At 38.9% G+C, this 18,251-nt stretch carries 17 protein-coding genes; 6 read left to right on the forward strand and 11 right to left on the reverse strand.

Translation table 11 applies throughout. The features are described from left to right. A partial coding sequence (locus ACJMLZ_RS07655; protein ID WP_405305032.1) for a PolC-type DNA polymerase III occupies positions 1-558 on the reverse strand: 558 nt, incomplete at its 3' end. 79 nt (positions 559-637) lie between these two features. Here ACJMLZ_RS07655 and thiC point away from each other — a divergent pair. Further along, positions 638-1,912 (forward strand): phosphomethylpyrimidine synthase, encoded by a 1,275-nt coding sequence (thiC, locus tag ACJMLZ_RS07660; protein ID WP_405305033.1) that lies wholly within the window; start codon positions 638-640, stop codon positions 1,910-1,912. Further along, complete coding sequence (locus ACJMLZ_RS07665) at positions 1,912-3,570, forward strand: ATP-dependent DNA ligase (RefSeq protein ID WP_405305034.1); 1,659 nt, start codon at positions 1,912-1,914, stop codon at positions 3,568-3,570. The genes thiC and ACJMLZ_RS07665 overlap by 1 nt, the downstream gene beginning before the upstream one ends. Positions 3,571-3,582: 12 nt before the next feature. On the opposite strand, the gene ACJMLZ_RS07670 is transcribed toward ACJMLZ_RS07665, so the two are convergent. Continuing rightward, complete coding sequence (locus ACJMLZ_RS07670; RefSeq protein ID WP_405305035.1) at positions 3,583-4,209, reverse strand: queuosine precursor transporter; 627 nt, start codon at positions 4,207-4,209, stop codon at positions 3,583-3,585. An 86-nt stretch (positions 4,210-4,295) separates the two neighbouring features. Between ACJMLZ_RS07670 and ACJMLZ_RS07675 the strand changes: the two genes are divergently transcribed. Together ACJMLZ_RS07675 and glmM (ACJMLZ_RS07680) are read left to right on the forward strand one after the other, a co-directional pair. Beyond that, positions 4,296-4,694 (forward strand): RNA-binding protein, encoded by a 399-nt coding sequence (locus tag ACJMLZ_RS07675; protein ID WP_405305036.1) that lies wholly within the window; start codon positions 4,296-4,298, stop codon positions 4,692-4,694. Between the two features lie 64 nt (positions 4,695-4,758). Next, positions 4,759-6,123: a phosphoglucosamine mutase gene (gene glmM, locus ACJMLZ_RS07680; protein WP_405305037.1), complete on the forward strand. Its 1,365-nt coding sequence runs from the start codon at positions 4,759-4,761 to the stop codon at positions 6,121-6,123. Between the two features lie 174 nt (positions 6,124-6,297). On the opposite strand, the gene ACJMLZ_RS07685 is transcribed toward glmM (ACJMLZ_RS07680), so the two are convergent. The 5 genes from ACJMLZ_RS07685 to glmU are packed head-to-tail and all read right to left on the reverse strand — an operon-like array spanning position 6,298 to position 11,040. Beyond that, the gene (locus ACJMLZ_RS07685) at positions 6,298-7,434 is read right to left on the reverse strand and encodes a tetratricopeptide repeat protein (RefSeq protein WP_405305038.1); all 1,137 of its coding nucleotides are present in this window, start codon (positions 7,432-7,434) and stop codon (positions 6,298-6,300) included. Between the two features lie 18 nt (positions 7,435-7,452). Next, positions 7,453-8,160 (reverse strand): anaerobic ribonucleoside-triphosphate reductase activating protein, encoded by a 708-nt coding sequence (locus ACJMLZ_RS07690; protein WP_405305040.1) that lies wholly within the window; start codon positions 8,158-8,160, stop codon positions 7,453-7,455. Continuing rightward, a complete protein-coding gene (gene hisC, locus ACJMLZ_RS07695) occupies positions 8,160-9,260 on the reverse strand; it encodes a histidinol-phosphate transaminase (RefSeq protein ID WP_405305041.1) in 1,101 nt (366 codons plus the stop codon). Before hisC ends, ACJMLZ_RS07690 begins: the two co-directional genes overlap by 1 nt. Positions 9,261-9,263: 3 nt before the next feature. Continuing rightward, entirely contained in the window at positions 9,264-9,746 is a 483-nt protein-coding gene (locus ACJMLZ_RS07700; RefSeq protein ID WP_405305042.1) for a gamma carbonic anhydrase family protein, read from the reverse strand. Between the two features lie 13 nt (positions 9,747-9,759). Beyond that, positions 9,760-11,040 (reverse strand): bifunctional sugar-1-phosphate nucleotidylyltransferase/acetyltransferase, encoded by a 1,281-nt coding sequence (gene glmU, locus ACJMLZ_RS07705; protein ID WP_405305044.1) that lies wholly within the window; start codon positions 11,038-11,040, stop codon positions 9,760-9,762. Positions 11,041-11,212: 172 nt separating this feature from the next. Between glmU and ACJMLZ_RS07710 the strand changes: the two genes are divergently transcribed. Both ACJMLZ_RS07710 and ACJMLZ_RS07715 read left to right on the forward strand, forming a co-directional pair. Next, entirely contained in the window at positions 11,213-11,380 is a 168-nt protein-coding gene (locus tag ACJMLZ_RS07710) for a rubredoxin (RefSeq protein WP_405305045.1), read from the forward strand. A 193-nt stretch (positions 11,381-11,573) separates the two neighbouring features. Continuing rightward, the gene (locus ACJMLZ_RS07715; protein ID WP_405305046.1) at positions 11,574-12,290 is read left to right on the forward strand and encodes a DUF4012 domain-containing protein; all 717 of its coding nucleotides are present in this window, start codon (positions 11,574-11,576) and stop codon (positions 12,288-12,290) included. Positions 12,291-12,376: 86 nt separating this feature from the next. On the opposite strand, the gene glmM (ACJMLZ_RS07720) is transcribed toward ACJMLZ_RS07715, so the two are convergent. The 4 genes from glmM (ACJMLZ_RS07720) to ACJMLZ_RS07735 form a co-directional block, all read right to left on the reverse strand. Next, positions 12,377-13,714, reverse strand: a complete 1,338-nt coding sequence (gene glmM, locus ACJMLZ_RS07720; RefSeq protein WP_405305047.1) for a phosphoglucosamine mutase — start codon at positions 13,712-13,714, stop codon at positions 12,377-12,379. 8 nt (positions 13,715-13,722) lie between these two features. Continuing rightward, positions 13,723-14,961 carry a 2,3-bisphosphoglycerate-independent phosphoglycerate mutase gene (locus ACJMLZ_RS07725; protein WP_405305049.1) on the reverse strand — a complete coding sequence of 413 codons (1,239 nt, stop codon included), beginning with the start codon at positions 14,959-14,961 and terminating at the stop codon, positions 13,723-13,725. A gap of 89 nt (positions 14,962-15,050) precedes the next feature. Further along, the gene (locus ACJMLZ_RS07730) at positions 15,051-15,749 is read right to left on the reverse strand and encodes a TIGR00297 family protein (RefSeq protein WP_405305050.1); all 699 of its coding nucleotides are present in this window, start codon (positions 15,747-15,749) and stop codon (positions 15,051-15,053) included. A 267-nt stretch (positions 15,750-16,016) separates the two neighbouring features. Then, positions 16,017-18,251: Ig-like domain repeat protein (locus tag ACJMLZ_RS07735; protein WP_405305051.1), on the reverse strand; the 2,235-nt coding region annotated here is incomplete at its 5' end.

Consider the following 18,251-nt stretch of genomic DNA (forward strand, 5'->3'; position numbering starts at 1 on the left):
GTATCCAAAAATGTTGATGTATTCCTTTAAGTCATCACGTTCTCTTTTCATGGCTAATGCCACATAATACAGGGCTCTTGTATCATCAATAGCTCTGTGGAAGTTGACTTTTTCAATATTATAATGCTCAACGGCATCAATCAATTTATGAGGATATTTTTTTCTGTCCTTTAAAACAGTCACCGTATCCAACCAGTCAACATTTTTAACAATATCGTCCGCTTCAAGAGGAAAATGGCGTTTCAGCAATGCATAAACAAACAACAAATCAAACTGACAATTATGGGCAACCATCAATGTTCCGGGAGTAAGCCTTTTTTTCAAATCACATGCGACAGTCTTTTCATCGATTCCTTCTTCCCTCAACATTTTATTGGTAATACCAGTCATTTCAATGATATTGGGTGGAATCGGTTCTCCGATATCAATAAACTCATCATATGTGTCTACAACTTCACCGTCACAGACTGTAAACATTGCAAGCTCAATTATCTTATTGCCTCTGAAATCCAAACCGCTGGTTTCAGTATCAAAAAATATTACCTTAATAAAAAACACCCTCTAAAATAGAATTTGATTAATTCTATATAGTTGAAAATATATAATCATTAGTGATTAGTCAACATGAGGGATAAATTTGACTCAAAAAAGTGAAGCTCAAAAGGGCAACATCACACCTGAAATGGAATATGTTGCAGAATATGAAAATATAGATGTTAATAAACTAGCTAAATTGATTGATAAGGGATCAGTAGTGATTCCGAAAAACGTCAACGGACACTCAAAACCCTGCGGTATTGGAGAAGGCCTGAAAACCAAAATCAATGCAAACATCGGTTCTTCATCAAAAATCGATGACATCGATTTGGAAATCAATAAAGCGAAACTGGCCCAGGAATATGGTGCTGATGCGCTGATGGACCTCTCAACAGGATCCGATTTGAAGCTGTTCAGACAAAAGATTATGGATGCGGTTGACATATGCATTGGAACCGTTCCGATTTATGAAGCCGGCGTTGTGACACTGGCTAAAGGCAGGGAAATCATCGACATGGACCCTGATGATATCTTTAAGGCCATTGAAAATCAGGCAAAAGAGGGCGTGGACTTCATGACACTCCACTGCGGAATTACAAAGGATTTGGTTCAAAAGCTGAAGGATGCCAACAGGATGATGGGAATTGTAAGCCGCGGGGGAACATTCATGGCTTCCTGGATAAATCATAACGAACAGGAAAACCCATTATATGAAAACTACGATTACCTTTTAGAGCTATCCTATGAATATGACATAACATTGTCCTTAGGTGACGGCCTAAGGCCCGGCTGCCTGTCAGACGCAAGCGATATCCCTCAAATTCAGGAACTGGTAAACCTGGGTACACTCGTTAAAAGAGCTCAGGATGCGAATGTCCAGGTAATGGTGGAAGGTCCGGGACACATGCCGCTGAATCAGATTAAAGCAAATATGGAAATCCAAAAGACAATCTGTCACGGCGCTCCATTTTACGTATTGGGTCCGCTCGTGACCGATATTGCACCGGGTTACGACCACATTACAGGAGCCATCGGAGGAGCAATAGCTGCCAGCGCCGGAGCAAACTTCCTGTGTTATGTAACTCCTGCAGAGCATCTATCCCTGCCAAGTCTGGAAGATGTAAAAGAGGGAGTCATCGCATCCAAAATAGCTGCCGAGGCCGCCGATGTCGCAAGGGGTCTTGACTCTGCATGGCAAAGGGAACGCGCAATGGCAAAGGCAAGAAAGGAATTTGACTGGGATGCCCAATTCGACTTGGCTCTGGACAAATCCAAACCTAGGAAATACAGGGACAAATGCGAACTGGACGATGATGAAATGTGCGCAATGTGCGGAGAATACTGTGCCGTTAAAATAGCTAAAGGGGATTTCTAATGAAATATCAGGAATTGGTGGATGTCTACTCTGCCTTAGAGGCAACTACAAAAAGACTGGAAAAGACTGAAATAATCGCAGAATACCTAAAAAAATTAGATTCTGAAACCATTGAAAAAGTAGGTTTATTGATATTGGGCGTAGTGTTTCCGGCATGGAGTTCTGAAGAAATTGGAATCGGCGGAAAACTTGTTGAAAGGGCAGTTGCCGAAGCTGTGGGAACCACACAGGCTGCCGTTGAAGATGCAGTCCGTGACGAAGGGGACATCGGCCTTGCATGCATCAAACTGTATGCAAAAAAATCCCAGATGACATTTTTCTCCCAACCTTTAACAATTGATTTTGTTTTCAACAGCTTGCGCAAATTATCACAGATAAGCGGTTCAAGGTCCACCAATCGTAAGATTGCAGTCATTTTAGAATTGTTAAGCCAGGCCAGCGCCACTGAAGCCAAATATCTGACACGTACAATTACTGAAGAATTGAGAATAGGTGTCGGAGACGGCGTCGTAAGGGATGCGATAGCACAGGCTTTTGACATTGACAAGAAAGTTGTCGAAAGGGCCCAGATGCTTACCAATGACTTCTCAGTCGTTGCAAGAACTGCAAAAGAGCAAGGTGCCGAAGGTCTCGAAAAGCTTAATTTGACCCCAGGAACACCCGTTAAACCAATGCTCGCACAGCTTGCACCGCCTTTGGAAGAAATTATCCCTGAAATGGGTGAAGCGATTTGTGAGACAAAATATGATGGAATCCGACTTCAGGTCCATAGGAACGGCTCAGAAATTAATATATTTACACGCAGACTCGAAAACATTACTCATGCACTTCCCGAAATTGTAGAACTGTTCAAAGAACACCTGCCTCATGAGGACTACATTGTGGAAGGCGAGGTAATAGCTACAAAAGACGGCAAGCCATTGCCTTTCCAGAATATCCTGCATAGGGTGAGAAGGAAATACAATGTTGAGGAAGCAATGGAAAATGTTCCTTTAAAATTATATTTATTCGATGTGCTTTATTATAAGGTTCCGATGATTGATGAACCCCTAAAAATCAGAAGGGCAAAATTAGAAGAGATTGTGGACACTTCAGTGGATGAAATGAACTTGAGTACAATGAAAGTCGGAACACCTGACAACATTGATGAACTTCAGGAGCTATTTGAAAGCTCCATTGAAGGCGGTCATGAAGGAATAATGATTAAGGATTCCAAAGAACCCTACATTCCAGGTTTGAGAGGCAAAAAGATGCTCAAGTACAAGGCAGAACCTGAAACTCTGGACATGGTTATTGTAGGCGGCACCTACGGAATCGGAAAGAGAGGGGACTTTGTGGGATCATACCTTGTGGCCCTAAGAGATGAAAACGACGACTTCAAAACTGTTGCCTATGCCGCAACAGGACTTGACGATGCAACCCTTGAATATCTCACCGGGAAAATGAAGGAACTTGAAATCTCAACAAAGGGAAGAGAAATAAAGGTGGAACCTAAAATCGTTTTGGAAATTGCATTTTCAGAAATCGTCGAATCCCCCGAATATGAAACCGGCTATTCACTGAGATTCCCTGTCGTCAAAAATATCAGAAAAGACAAAAGCCCTATGGATGCGGATACCGTCGAGAGACTGATTTCCATGTACAATACCGGAAATTAATCAATTTCTTATTTACGGCAATGCCTTTACATGGCCAATCACATATCTTGTAACCGGATAAACGATAATCTCATAGATTGTTTTAAATAATGCCTGAGCGATGATCATCAAAATCAAAGCCTCGAATGGCATGGTTCCGATAAAACCTATGAAAATGAATACAACAGCATCCAAACCCTCACCGGCAAGTGTTGAAACAATGCACCTTAAAAATAATTTGTCTTCTGATTTTGATTTTAAATAAACCATCAGTTTTGCATTTACAAGAGAACCGCACAGATATGCTGCAAAGCTGGCCAGAAGCAATCTGAAAGTGCTTCCCAATACGATGCTGAAAGCCTGCGAATTTTCAAAAAATGCGGGAGCCGGCAACCAAATCGTAATATTATAACATATTACCGCAACCAGATTCATGAAAAAACCAAGCAGAATTACGTTTCTTGCCTTCTGATAACCATACACTTCCGCCAATACATCATTGACTATGTAGATTATAGGAAATATTACCACCCCGCAAGGTAACGTAAATGAATAAAAATCAAACGTTTTTCCTGCAATGATATTTGAAACAATCAAACATGCAGTAAAAATGCCTGTTAAAGTAGCATATAATTCTGTTTTAGTTAAATTATCAAACATACAGATATTATATTTCTAATAATAGATAAATTTTACAGGGTGAAATCCTATCGGATATATTAAGCTTAAAGGTTTAATAGAAATCCATGAAAATTACAGATGATAAACTATTAAGAATGGCTTTAATAACATCCCTTGTTGGAATTATAGGGCTGATTGCATTTACCCCATCAATTGAAGTGAAGGAGGTTGACATTAAGGACATCACGAGGGGCATGATTGATGAGGAAGTCAAAATTGACTGTGTCATTCAGGATGTTTCACAATCAGGCTCCAAAAGCAGCTATTTTTTAACCATTAATGACGGAACCGGCCAAATGCCTATGATTATTTTTGAAAGCCAGGCATCCGAAATTCAATCGAAAAGTTTTGACATCACCGAATTTAAGGATAAACGGGTTGAAGTCGTCGGAAAAATAACCGAATACAACTCTCAGCTGGAACTGATATTGTCATCCGGAGACAGTCTGAAAATAATCGGATAATAAATAGCTATTTATTAATTGAAATCCAAAATAATTATGAATAAACTTTATAGGATTTAGTAAAATGTCTGATAAGAAACGATTATTTGGAACATTTGGAGTTAGAAGAACTGCAAATGATGTCTTAACTCCCGAATTTGCATCAAGACTCGCTGCATGTTACGGAACTCAAATTCAAGGAACCGTCGCTGTCGGCGGAGATACCAGAACTTCTTCCCCAATGTTAATGGAAGCCGTAAAAGCCGGACTTTTATCATCAGGATGCGATGTGGTGGATTTGGGAATCCTTCCAACACCCGCTGTCCAATATGCGGTTCGCAAATATTATGACGGAGGAGTGATGATTACTGCTTCACATAACCCTCCAAAATACAATGGACTCAAATTTTTGGATGAAGACGGAATTGGAATTCCTGATGAAATGGACCTTGCAATTGAAAAATTATACTTTGACGGCGAGCCTAAAAGAGCTCATTGGTCTGAAATTGGGCAACTATACCATAACGATAAGATTATTGACGAATACATTGACGAAGCCATCTCCAAAGTGGATGTCGAAGCAATCAAAAACGCTGATTTGAAAGTTGTTGTCGATTGCGGTTCCGGTGCCGGATCATATACCGCACCATATCTGATTAGAAAACTTGGCTGTGATGTGACAACCCTAAACTGTCAGGCTGACGGATTTTTCCCTGGCCGTGACCCGGAACCTATTGAAGAAAACTTACAGGAGTTAATCAGCGTTGTAAAAGAGCTTAACGCAGACATTGGTCTTGCACATGACGGGGATGCGGACAGAACAATCTGCATTGATGAGAAAGGAAACTTCGTTTTGGGAGATAAAACCTTCACACTTGTTGAAAAGCAGATGCTTAAGGAAAATGATGGCGGAATAATCGTCACTACCGTAGCAACTTCCCAGGCCATTTATGACATCGCCGACGAATACAACGGCGAAGTAATAGCAACTGCAGTTGGGGATTTGCTTGTGGCACGTAAACTCAAGGATGAAAACGGTTTATTTGGCGGAGAAGAAAACGGCGGTTTGATTTTCCCTGATTTCGTTTACGGAAGGGATGCTGTGATGACTGTGGCCAAAATATTGGAGATAATAGCTAAAGAGAAAAAAGCATTATCAGAATTGGTCTCAGAACTTCCTGTCTACTATGCAAGCAAAATGAAAATCGAATGTCCTGATGACGAAAAGGAATTCGTCATGACAAGCATTGCAGAAGAAATTAAAACAACAACCGACTTTGAACTAGACCTTACAGACGGCGTTAAAATCCTGAAAGAAGATGGCTGGGTAATCATCAGACCATCCGGAACAGAACCTATATTCAGATGCTTTGCCGAGTCCGACTCACAACAAAAAGCTGACGAAATGACAGAATGGGGAATAGATTTAATCAAGAAATACAGGAAATAATCTAATCCTCAAACCCCATCACCTTTACCTTTAATTAAATTAAAAATACAATCAACCAAAAGCACCATTTTATCTAAAAACTAATTTTAATGAAAGGACTTTTTAAAATTAACAAGCGCCATGAAATATCATCAATTGTATGTCCGCTACAGATACACTCAAAAATAAAAATATCTAAAAGTTTTCCAAACATTCCTCTTTTAAGAAAAATGCATCCTCATTATCAGGATTTCTAAGCAATACCTTATTGAAACTATCAACAGCCTCTTCAAATTTGCCCAATTCCATTAAGACAACACCTTTGTTCAGTAAAAAATCGATATTATTCTCTTCAATTGCAATTGCCTTATTAAAACACTCCAAAGCATCGTCAAATTTGCCCAAATCAATGAAAGCATTGCCCATTCTATTGATGGCTGAAGCATCCATTTCAGAATCATCCAAACAAACTTCAATCGCCTTGTTGAAAGATTCAATTGCCTCTTCCAATCTGCCCATATCAGTCAACAGGTTGCCTCTGGAATTCCAAACCTCCGGGTTTTCCCCATCAATAACAATCAGCTTATCATAAACCCTTAAAGCCTGGTCATATCGACCCAGCATTTCTAAAATAAATCCTCTCCAATAAAGAACAATCGGACTGCTTGGCCTATAATTGTAAGCGATAGTACTTGCCTTATAAGCTTCATTGATGTTTCCTGAGTTTAGAAGTGCAATGGCCTTATTGTTTAAAATGTATTCATTGTCCGGTTCTATTTCCAATGCCTTGTCATAACATTCTATCGCATCGATGAATCTGCCCAGCCTTGAAAGATTGTCCCCCTGCTTATTGAGCAGATAAACATCATTCGGGTCAAGCTTCAAAGCCGCATCATAACACATTGTGGACTTGTCGAACTTGCCGCTGTCAAATAGGATATCCGCCCTTTTCATGATCATGGCCTTTTCATCTATCTTGTCGCCTTTCCAGTCCTCAATGTCCAATTTTTCAAAATAGATTATTTGAAACTCATCTGAACTGTCTACCCTACCGCCGTACATTTTTTTGAATTCTCTCAACATGTCTTTTGAGTCTTTAAAACCTTCCTGAACGGCCAGTTCATCATTATCTTCAATTTCGCTGAAAAGGATATTTTCAACATCGGTGACAATGGCTTCAAAAATTTTCATTTTTTCTTTAGAAACCAGGTTCCAGTAACAGTATAGCCTGTCGCCTTTCTTTAGAGGGGTCTTCCATAACTTACGGATAGTTCTGGTTTTTTTACCTGTAATCACATCAATATCATTACTTGAAAAAGATAAAATTGGCATTTGAATACACCACTCAAATTAAATTACCTGCTCTCCAAATTCTGCACTCTTCACTTTGATTTGGCCATCAAAGTAAGGTTTGAGCTCTTCTGCCAAATCCCTCAAATCATGAGGATTGGGAACCTCCACCTTTTCCAAAGCGGGGTCCAATACATTCTTATTCCTAAACTGTTGGACAGTATAGATATCAGCTTTAATCTCTTTAATCAAATTTATCATATCATCTTTGGTGTGCAATGTCGGAACATAGGTTGTTCTGGCTTCCAAGTGAACCTCCGGGTCATCGGCAATCAGTTCCATGGATTGCTTAACCTTTATCCCCACATCAGAACCTGTGATCTTTCTGTAATCCTGAAAAGTTGTTTTGACATCGAGCGAAACAAAGTCAAGAAGTTTCAAATCCAATAGCTGCTTTATTTTATCAGGGTAAATGCCGCTGGTATCCAATTTGGTTTTAAGGCCAATTTCCCTAACATATTTCAATATATCAATTACGGCATCCGTTTGAACCAATGGTTCGCCTCCGGATATTACGATTGCATCCAAAAAATCGGCTGAAGAATCGATTTCTGATTTGACTTTCTCGAAGGACCATTCCGTATCATCTTCCAACAGTTCAACATTATGGCAATATCTGCAGGCCAGCGGACATTTTGACATGAAAATGACCAAAGACATATTTCCATGAAATTCAACAGAAGATATTACAGTTCCTCCAATATACATCAGTTTAAAACCTCTTTTATAATCTCAATGAATTTTTTATCCTCTTCAATGGTGCAGATACTGATTCTAATCCAGTATTCATCCAAACCCTTAAAGGAAGTGCAATCCCTTACGATTATTCCGCGTTTCATAAGCTCCAAAGCCAGCTGTGATGCTGTAAAACCTGTGTCCTTAACATTGATTAACATGAAATTTGATTTTGATGGAAATACATTAAGAGAATCTATTTTTGATAGCTCCTCATATAAATATTCTCTTGATTCAATTCCCTTTTCTATTGACTCGGCAATATAGTCCTTATCCCTGAACGTATTGAGTGCAGCAGCAAAAGACAAACGGGTAAGTGAAAATACCGGCTTGATTCTATGCATATATTCAATGATTTCGCTGCATGCCAAACCGTAACCGATTCTCATCCCTGCAAGACCTAACACCTTGGACATTGTACGGATAATAAAGACATTGCCGAATTCATTGATTAAATCCTTATTTGTAACTTCAGAATACTCAAAATAAGCTTCATCAATGACAATCAATATTTCAGGGTTTTTGCGGGCAATATCTGCCAAAACTTCCTTATCAATCAGGGTTCCGGTAGGATTGTTCGGACTGCAGAGGAAAATCATTTTGGTCTTGTCGTTGATCGCATCAAAAATTGAATCTGTGTCCAATTCGTTTTTGTCCAAATCCCATCTTGCATAAACCGGACGGGCTCCATATTGCTGGAGGAGATATTCATAATACATATAGGACGGCAAAGGAACAATGAATTCATCCCCCTCATCAATGAATGTTTTTGCCAAAACATCAATGATTTCATCAGCCCCGTCTCCGCCTATGATTACCTGACTGTCCTCAACGCCACTATATTCAGCTATTTCGCCTACCAATTCCTTTAGTTGGGATTCAGGATATCTGTTTATTGATTTTATTTCCTGTTTAATGGCTTCCATAGCCTTTGGAGAAGGACCCCATGGGTTTTCATTGGATCCCAATTTAATAATATCGTCCTTATTCAAGTTGAATTCCTGTGCAATTTCATCCTGTGATCTTCCAGGAACATAAGAATCCATTTCATCTACAATCTGTCTCGGTTTCATAATTTAGTCTTCCTTATACTGTTTGGAAAGTTTCACATAATTGTCGGCATTATTTTGAATTAGGTTGATTTGCTCTTCACTAACTTCCTTGACTGCTTTGGCCGGGACGCCCAATATTAAACTGCCTTCGGGAAATTCCTTTCCTTCACTTACGACAGCCCCCGCACCGACAATTGAATTTTTACCTATATGGGCACCGTTTAAAACTGTCGCGTTCATTCCTATTAAAACATTATCATCTAATTTGCATCCATGAACAACCGCACCATGGCCTACGGATACGTTTTTACCTATTTCAACCGGAAAACCACGGGTGCAGTGAACAACACAATTGTCCTGAACATTGGAATTGTCACCTATGGTGATTGAGTCTGTGTCTCCCCTAATGATGGCTCCATGCCATACTGAGACATTTTCTCCCAATTCCACATCTCCAAACACTTGTGCGCCAGGGCATATTATAACAGAGTCTTTTTTATTTTCCATAATATCGCCATTCTTATTTCTTTTTATTTTTGTCTTGAATGATATGATTTTGTTTTACCAATACACGTGTATCGGAGGGTACATCATCATACAACAAAACCCCTGAACCGATAGTGGAATTATAACCTACCTTTACGCCCGGAGAGAAACTGGAGTTGATACCGGTTTTTACTGAATCCCCAATAATGGAACCGAGCTTACGCCTTCCGCTATCTATCATCTGATTTTTGATTTTGGTTTTAACAGACCTGTTGTCGAAACGCAGGTTTGCAATGTTGGTTCCTGCGGCTATATTGCAGTTGGAACCTATGACAGAGTCCCCGACATAACTCAAGTGACTTACATTTGTATTTTCCATGATAATGGAGTTCTTAATCTCCACAGCATTACCGACATGAACATGGTCCCCGAAGTAGGAATTGCCTCTGATATATGAGTTGGGACCTATATCGCAGTTTTTACCTATGTAGACATTGCCTTCAATGTATACTCCTGCCCTAATGATGCTTCCCTCATCCAAGAAGATTTCTCCATGAATGTGGGCACCCTCTTCAATGGTCCCCTTAATCTCTGTTTTGAGCTGGCCGATTAATTCCTCATTGACCTCTATCAATTCCCAAGGCCTACCCACATCAATCCAATCTTTTGTGGTTTTGTGGCCGATTACCTTTTTGCCGTCCTCGATTTGCATGGAAACTGAATCAGTAATTTCATATTCTCCACGTTCGGACAATCCTGTCTTTGCAATTTTATCAAAGATATCCTTATTGAAAATATAAATACCAGTGTTTACCAAATTGCTTGGAGCCTCTTCCTTTTTAGGTTTTTCCACGATTTTTTTAATGTTTCCATCTTCTATTTCAACAACACCAAAAGCTGAAGGATCTTCCACTTCAGTTAGAACCATCAATGTGTCAGGAACCAAATAATTATACTTTTTAATGATTTCATTGATGATTTCATTGTCTAAAATGATATCCCCATTCAGAACAATCAGACTGTCCTCAATGAAATCCTCACCATATGAAATCGCATTTGCAGTTCCGAGGAAATCCTTTTGAGTTTTATAGGTTATGTTTACGCCGAAATCACTGCCGTCACCGAAATAGTCGCGGACCATCTCTTCCTTATAACGGACAATTAATAAAATGTCAGTTATTCCGTTATCCCTTAATGATTCGATGTTATATTGAATAATCGGCTTTCCAGCAACCGGCAACATGGTCTTAGGCTTAGTAAGTGTTAATGGCCTCATTCTTGACCCTTCACCGGCGCTTAAAATTATTGCCTTCATTTATATTATCCCCTTAAATTGTTATATTATAATGATATATGTAACTCATTACTTATTAATTAACTTTCCTAAAAAAATAACCAATTATAAATATTAGATGAAATATAATAAGTACCATATTAGCTACTGCAATATAATTTTACAGTAGTGAAAATTAAAGGAGATTATTGAAATGACTGTATATGTATGTCTTCACTGCGAATATCGCTTTGACTCAGAAAAAGGTGACCCTGCATACAACATTCCTGCCGGAAAAACTCCTGCAGACATGCCTGATGACTGGGTTTGCCCAGAATGCGCTGCTCTTGGAGTAGATGCATTTATTGCAGAAGATGAATAAATTCATCTTCTTCAAATCTTTTTTTTAGAAAATAAAACAATTTTTTTCGTTTTTTGAAAAAAAATTTGGTGAATTGTCAAAAATATTTAAATAGTAAAATGTATAAATAAATTACAGAAACACTTAGTTTCACTTTTTTAAAAAAATTCTTTTAACAATTAAATTTTACTTAAAAATAGTAGGTTTGTCCACAATGAATAGAACAAAAAAACTAATAATAGGAATATTACTTGTAATTCTTTTAGGATTATTGCTTGTTATATATGGGGCATTGTTCATGACTCCAGATTTAACAATGGAAAGTAAAAATATTCTAGTATTAGCTTCTGATAAAACCGAACAGCCGAATGGGTCAGTGGATATGGCATTCATGGTTCATTTAGAAAACGGATCATTGAAAAATTACACCCCAATATATCCTGGAGGAATGACCCACCCTACACAGCCGGCTCCAGGAGGGCTTAGCGGAAAGATGTATATGCACGATTGTCTTTGGGATGGAGCAGACCAAGGTATGGAATATGCAAAAGAAATCGTAGAGGCAAATACAGGAATGCATGCCGATGCCGTAGTTGTTGTATATGATGTAGGTTTAGATAACGTTATCGATTCAATCAGACCGCTTACCGTGGATGGCGTTGAGAAAAACATTAGCGCAACTGACATTATCCGTGAAAACGACGCTTATAACGGTTATCCTGGAAACGAAAACGTTCAGGGAAACATGTCCAGAGGAGATGCTGTAATGGAATTGGCCAAAGCACTTTCCCAAGCAGCCAAAGATCCAACCAAGAAAACTACCATGGTACAAAAAGCAATGGAAGAATATTCAAAAGGAAATATTCTTATGAAACCTGAAGGATCATTTACAAAATTATTGGCTACAAAAGGATTTGAAAATTTAACTTAAATCTTTGAAGAATTAATCTAATTCTTTAAAGAACTTTTTTTTTATTTAAAATCTTAAAAAAAATAAATAATAGAAGAGAAAGTCTTCTACAAGTTTTCATTAATTATTTTTACACAGGTATCTTTGATGGATTGCGCCCTTTCCTCGCTTCTGGACTCCAAAGTTATCCTAACGTAATCTTCAGTTCCGGAAGGCCTTACCAAAACCCAACTGTCATCTTCGAATGTCAACCTTACACCATCGATAGAATTGACTTCACGTATATCATCAAAAGCTGAAGTGAGAAGCTCGTCCATGTTTTCCATTACTCTAATTTTAGCCTCTTTGGAGCATGTTATCTTCTCACGGATGTTCGGATATGACGGAATTTGGGAAAGCAAGTCAGATAACTTGCCGTCTCTTGAAACTATTTCAGCCATTCTCAAACCTGACAGTATTCCATCTGGACACATGCAGAAATCAGGGTGCAGCCATGTTCCGGAAGGTTCGCCTCCAAAGCTTGCGTTCTTTTCAATGATGACTTCCGCGACATTGACATCGCCAACGGGAGTTCTTAAAACTTCACCTTTAACCGATTCGTCCATGCACAATCCGGCATCGACAGTTGTTACGATATCCCCGTCGAATTCCTTTGATATCAGTGCGAGCAATGAGTCGAATGGAGATACGTTACCCATCTCATCAACAGTAATCATCCTGTCTGCATCACCATCATGAGCTATTCCGAGGTCTGCCCCGATGGCCACAACAGTTTTCATCAAGGTCTGCAGGTTTTCTGCATTAGGTTCCGGGTTTCTTCCAGGGAAAAATCCATCAGGCTGGGAGTTGAGTGTAGTCACTTGGCATCCTGCCTTTCTAAATACTAAAGGTGATATTTCGCTTCCGGCACCGGATGCGCAGTCAATAACCACTTTCAAGCCGGGTTTGATATCAACCATGTTTACCAAATCATCGATATATTCGCCTTTAATCTCTTCATTAACATTCAGTTTACCGACTTTATCCCATGTTACTGAAATATAATCTTTATTCGCATAAATCTCTTCGATTTTGGCTTCCTGAGCTGAGGTATATGCCATGCCGTTCTTATTCCATAATTTGATTCCATTATATTGGGACGGATTGTGGGAAGCAGTCAGCATTATTCCCGCATCAGCATCCAATTTTTCAGTAGCATAACCAACTAAAGGAGTTGGAACCATTCCGATTTTAATTACATCAACCCCGCTTTCAAGCAATCCTGCACAAATGGCCTGATCGAGCATTTCATTGGTTGTTCTGGTATCATACCCTAAGACCACACAACCTTCATTGCCCAAATAGTAAGCCAATGATTTTCCAACATTCAATGCTAGTTCGCATGTTACTTCAGAGCCGATCAAACCTCTGATTCCAGATGTTCCAAATAATTTTTTTGCTACCATATAACCACCTAAGCTCCGAACTTATGGGCATAATTCATTAAATCCATCATAATGTTCATTACGTCGGATCCCCTGATTCTGTTAAGGCCACCTTTTGCGCATGCCCTTTCAGAGAATTCACAAACATCATCGACCCTGACTTCAGGGCCCCTAATCAATACAGGCACTGGGTCTCCTGAGTGATTCATAACAGAAATCGGTGTTGAATGGTCAGCAGTCAGGTAAATATAAACATCTTCAAGTTTAATCAACTCGCTCATGACAACCTCATCAACCTTTTCTATGAATTCCTTTTTCTCCTTTGTCTGACCGTCATGGCCGGCTTCATCGGCCCCGTCAATGTTAATGAGGAAAAAGTCATGGTCTGAGTTTTTGACCTGGTCAATGATTGTATCACGGATATTGTCAAGGTTTGTGTCGATTCCTCCTGTTACGTCTTCCATTTCAATGATGTCCATTCCCGCAAATCTTCCTATTCCCATAATGAGGCCTGTTTCGGCAATACAGGCTGAATTGACTTCATATTTTTCATTCAATGATTCGACAACAGGAACTTCACCTGCACCACGAGGAATGACTATGTTTGCTGGAGGTTTGCCTTCTTCAATTCTTTTTAAGTTGACTGGGTGATCTTTAATCATTTCATAAGTTTTTACAACCAATTTATTTAAAATGTCCGCAGTTTTTGCGGCTTCTGGTGTATCATCCAGTGCTTTTACTTCTTTAGGTTTATTGCCTTCCACTTTAGGGTCTGCGTCACTTACCTTATCGGAGAGTCCTTCTCCCCTTAAAACCAAAACTGCCCTGTGGCCTGTGGATTCCTTAAAGATAATTTTAACATCAGGATAATCTTCCAAAACCATTGTATTCAATACATCCACTATCTCCTTAGTGCCTTCCTTGATTCTGCCGGCACGCCTGTCGGTAACAATCAAATCCTCGTCGGCTGTTGAGAAGTTGCATCGAAATGCGATGTCTCCGGCAAGGACATCCACACCGACACCATTCGCTTCAAATGGACCTCTTCCTGTGTATACCTCATAAGGATTGTAACCTAAAATGGACAAGTGTGCTGTGTCACTTCCAGGAATGATTCCCGGAGCTATTGAATCCATAATGCCAGTAATTCCCTCTTCGGCCATCTTATCCATATTTGGAGTATGAGCCGCTTCGAGAGGAGTCTTATTGCCTAATTCTTTAATCGGACGGTCACCCATACCATCCATAATTAAAATAAGTCCTTTCATAAATATCACCTAATTATACTATTATAGATTTTATTGCTAATAGTTAAAATAATTTATTTAAAAATGAGTTTAAAAAAATAAATTGAGCTTTAAATTAATAATATACCAACAATTGCACCGACAATTGTGGCCATCAAATTGACATGCTCATTGGTCAGCAAGTTCCTGTTTTCAAAAAGAGCACCCAGAATACTGTCCATGAAACATCCCACAGTTCCTGAAACAATTGATACCGCAATTGCAGCTACAGGATCACTTATTATCCCCAGCAGACATGCCGCAATACCAATGATGGCGGCGCCGACAATCCCTACGGTGGTGCCCAAAACTGAAACCGCACCGTTAGTGCCGGGATCTACCTTTTGGAATGTTGTAATCAAACGAGGATTCTGGTCCAATACCCCAATTTCTGAAGCTAACGTATCTGCAGTTGCCGTTGCTATCGCTCCAATGAAACCTCCGACAAAGGGCATGTAATATCCTCCAAATGCAGCCATGAAACATGCAACCACACCGTTTGAGATAACGTTTTTGGATGTTCTTCTTCCTTCAAATTCCCCTAAAGACATTTTGTATTTTCTGGAATACTTTGTTGCAATAAGAGACATTACAAGAAACAGCACAATCAATAAAAGCCAATTGGCACCTGCTGAAAAAATAATCACAATACCCATTATAATCATGATTGCAGTACCAAGTATATCCAAAGATTTTCTTTTATATGTAACAAAACCCAAAATAAATAAAAGGATTACATATACCCAATTAACCATTATTGCCTCAACCATATTCATCACAAATTAATGAGTTATTACTATATTATTTTAGATAATATAAAAAGATTTACTTAACCCCATATGGCACCAAATTTCAAATCAATATAATGCAAATAATGATTAAAATAACCAGTTATTGCCTATCCCCATATCAAATAATTAATGCAATATGTAAAATAATTAAATTAAATTTATAAAATAGAAATGAAACAGACATACATCTACATGAAACGATTATTGTTTTTAAATTTCTATAAAAAATAAGAAAAAAGTGAAGATTTATTTTTTAAATCTTCTAATTTTTGTAGATCCTATAGCAAGCAATACCAGCAGCAATGCCCATAACGGATTACCTGTCGGATAATCGGACAATCTGATTCCTTCGCCATTTTGTTTATCATCAGGACTTGGAGTGTCATCACCTTCGACCACAATTATGGCTGAAGTAGTGTTTCCTTCGTATTTTTTATCTCCAGAGTAGATTACAATGGCATCAAATGTACCTTCAGGCAAATCAGGAATCTTGATTACAGCCTTTCCGTCTGTTATCTCTTCAGTATAATTTTTACCATTGACAATGATAGTTATGGTACCTGTCGCATCTTCAGGAACGTTGACAACAACAGTTGCGTCATCTCCAACGACAATTACGTCCCCGATAGCGGTTGTAGGAGCACTGGATTTCTCCACTGTAAATGAAGTGTATGTAGTGAACGGCAGGTATTTGTCGTCACCTTCGTAAGTTACTTTGGCTGTGTATTTGCCGCTAGGAAGTTCTGGAATGATTACTTTAGCCTTGCCGTTTATAATGTTTCCATAGTATCCGATTCCATCTATTTCAACCAATACGCGACCGGTTGCATCTTTAGGAACCTCTACAGTAATGACCTCATCCTTACCGACAGTAATGTTATATGAAGTTGCATTTGCAGTCGCTTCATTTTTGTGCACTGTGAATTGAGCAGTGGTTGAATTGAATACATAACTGTCATCACCTTCATATTTGACAGCAACGGTTTTGTTACCTGCCGCCAAATCAGAGACATTGAATACTGCTTTTCCATTTGAAATAGGTGCAGAATATTCCTTACCGTTTATTTCAATTATGATATTTCCGGTAGCGCCTTCAGGGACATTGACTGTAACAACTGCAGTTTCACCAACTTTGATATCAGATACCTCCACACTGATTGGAGTATCATATTTTGGAATGTCAACTGTAGCGGTTGTGGTCGCACCTTCATGGTTGCCGTCACCTGAGTATATTACCTCAACCTCATGTTTTCCAGGGGTTGCATTTTCAAGATTGACGACTGCGACACCGTCAACAACTGGAGCGGTATAAGTTTCATTTCCGACTTTAATGGTCACATTGCCTGTAGCGTTATCGCCAACAACCACAACAACAGTGCCGTTGCCTTGATCTATCACTTCAATATCTGTGCTCTGTTTGGTTACAACGAAAGAAGTTGAATTTGAAGATGGCAAGTACTTATCATCTCCATCATATCTTACATCAACAACATATTCTCCCTTAGGTAAATCTAAAACAACCAATATTCCAGCACCATCACTTACAGCAACTGAATATTCAGTTCCATTGATAGTGACTGTTACAGTTCCAGTTGCATCATCAGGAACAATTAATTTGATTACTTCAACATCACCAACAGCAATGTCTTCAGCGATTGGAACTACAAATGAAGGAACTTTATTTACTTCGAAGCTTGAAGTGTTTGAACTGCTTTCGTATTTGTCATCTCCAAGATATGTTAAAGAGACATCATAAGTTCCATTAGGCATGCGAGGTATTTGAATTGTGCCGACACCATCAGTTACATTTGCATAGTATCCAACACCATCAATATCAATTAATACTTGTCCTGTTGCATCCTTAGGAACATTTACAGTTATTGTTACATTTTCTCCAACATTAATATCATCTATTGTAGCATTTACAAATGATTTGTTTTTGGATACTGTCACATTAGCAACTGTGTAGTTTCCAACATATGAATCATCACCTGAATATTCGGCAACCATTGTCTTATTGCCTGCAGTCAGATTATCAAATTCGAATGTTGCTTTGCCGTCTTTGATTTCTGAAGTGTATTTAGCTCCATCAATTGAAAGAGTTATGTTTCCGGTTGCACCATCAGGAACATTTACTGTGATAGTAGATTTCTCTCCAACTTTGCTGTCTTCTACATCAATGCTTATAGGGGTTTCATGCTTAGGAACAGTCACACTACCATTACCTGTAGCAGGATTATGAGTATCATCACCAGAGTAATTTACCTCAATGTCATGAGTTCCAGGAGCAACATCACCTAAATCAACGATTGCAACACCATCAACAACAGGAGCAGTGACATTCTTACCATCAATTTCCACAGTAACATTACCAGTAGCATTATCACCAACTATAACCACAATAGTGCCGTTACCTTGATCAACAACAATAATGTCCGGAGTTGACTTAGCCTCTTTAACAGTCAAGTTGCCGATAACATA

This window comes from Methanobrevibacter sp. (assembly GCF_045126245.1).
Lineage (GTDB): Archaea > Methanobacteriota > Methanobacteria > Methanobacteriales > Methanobacteriaceae > Methanocatella.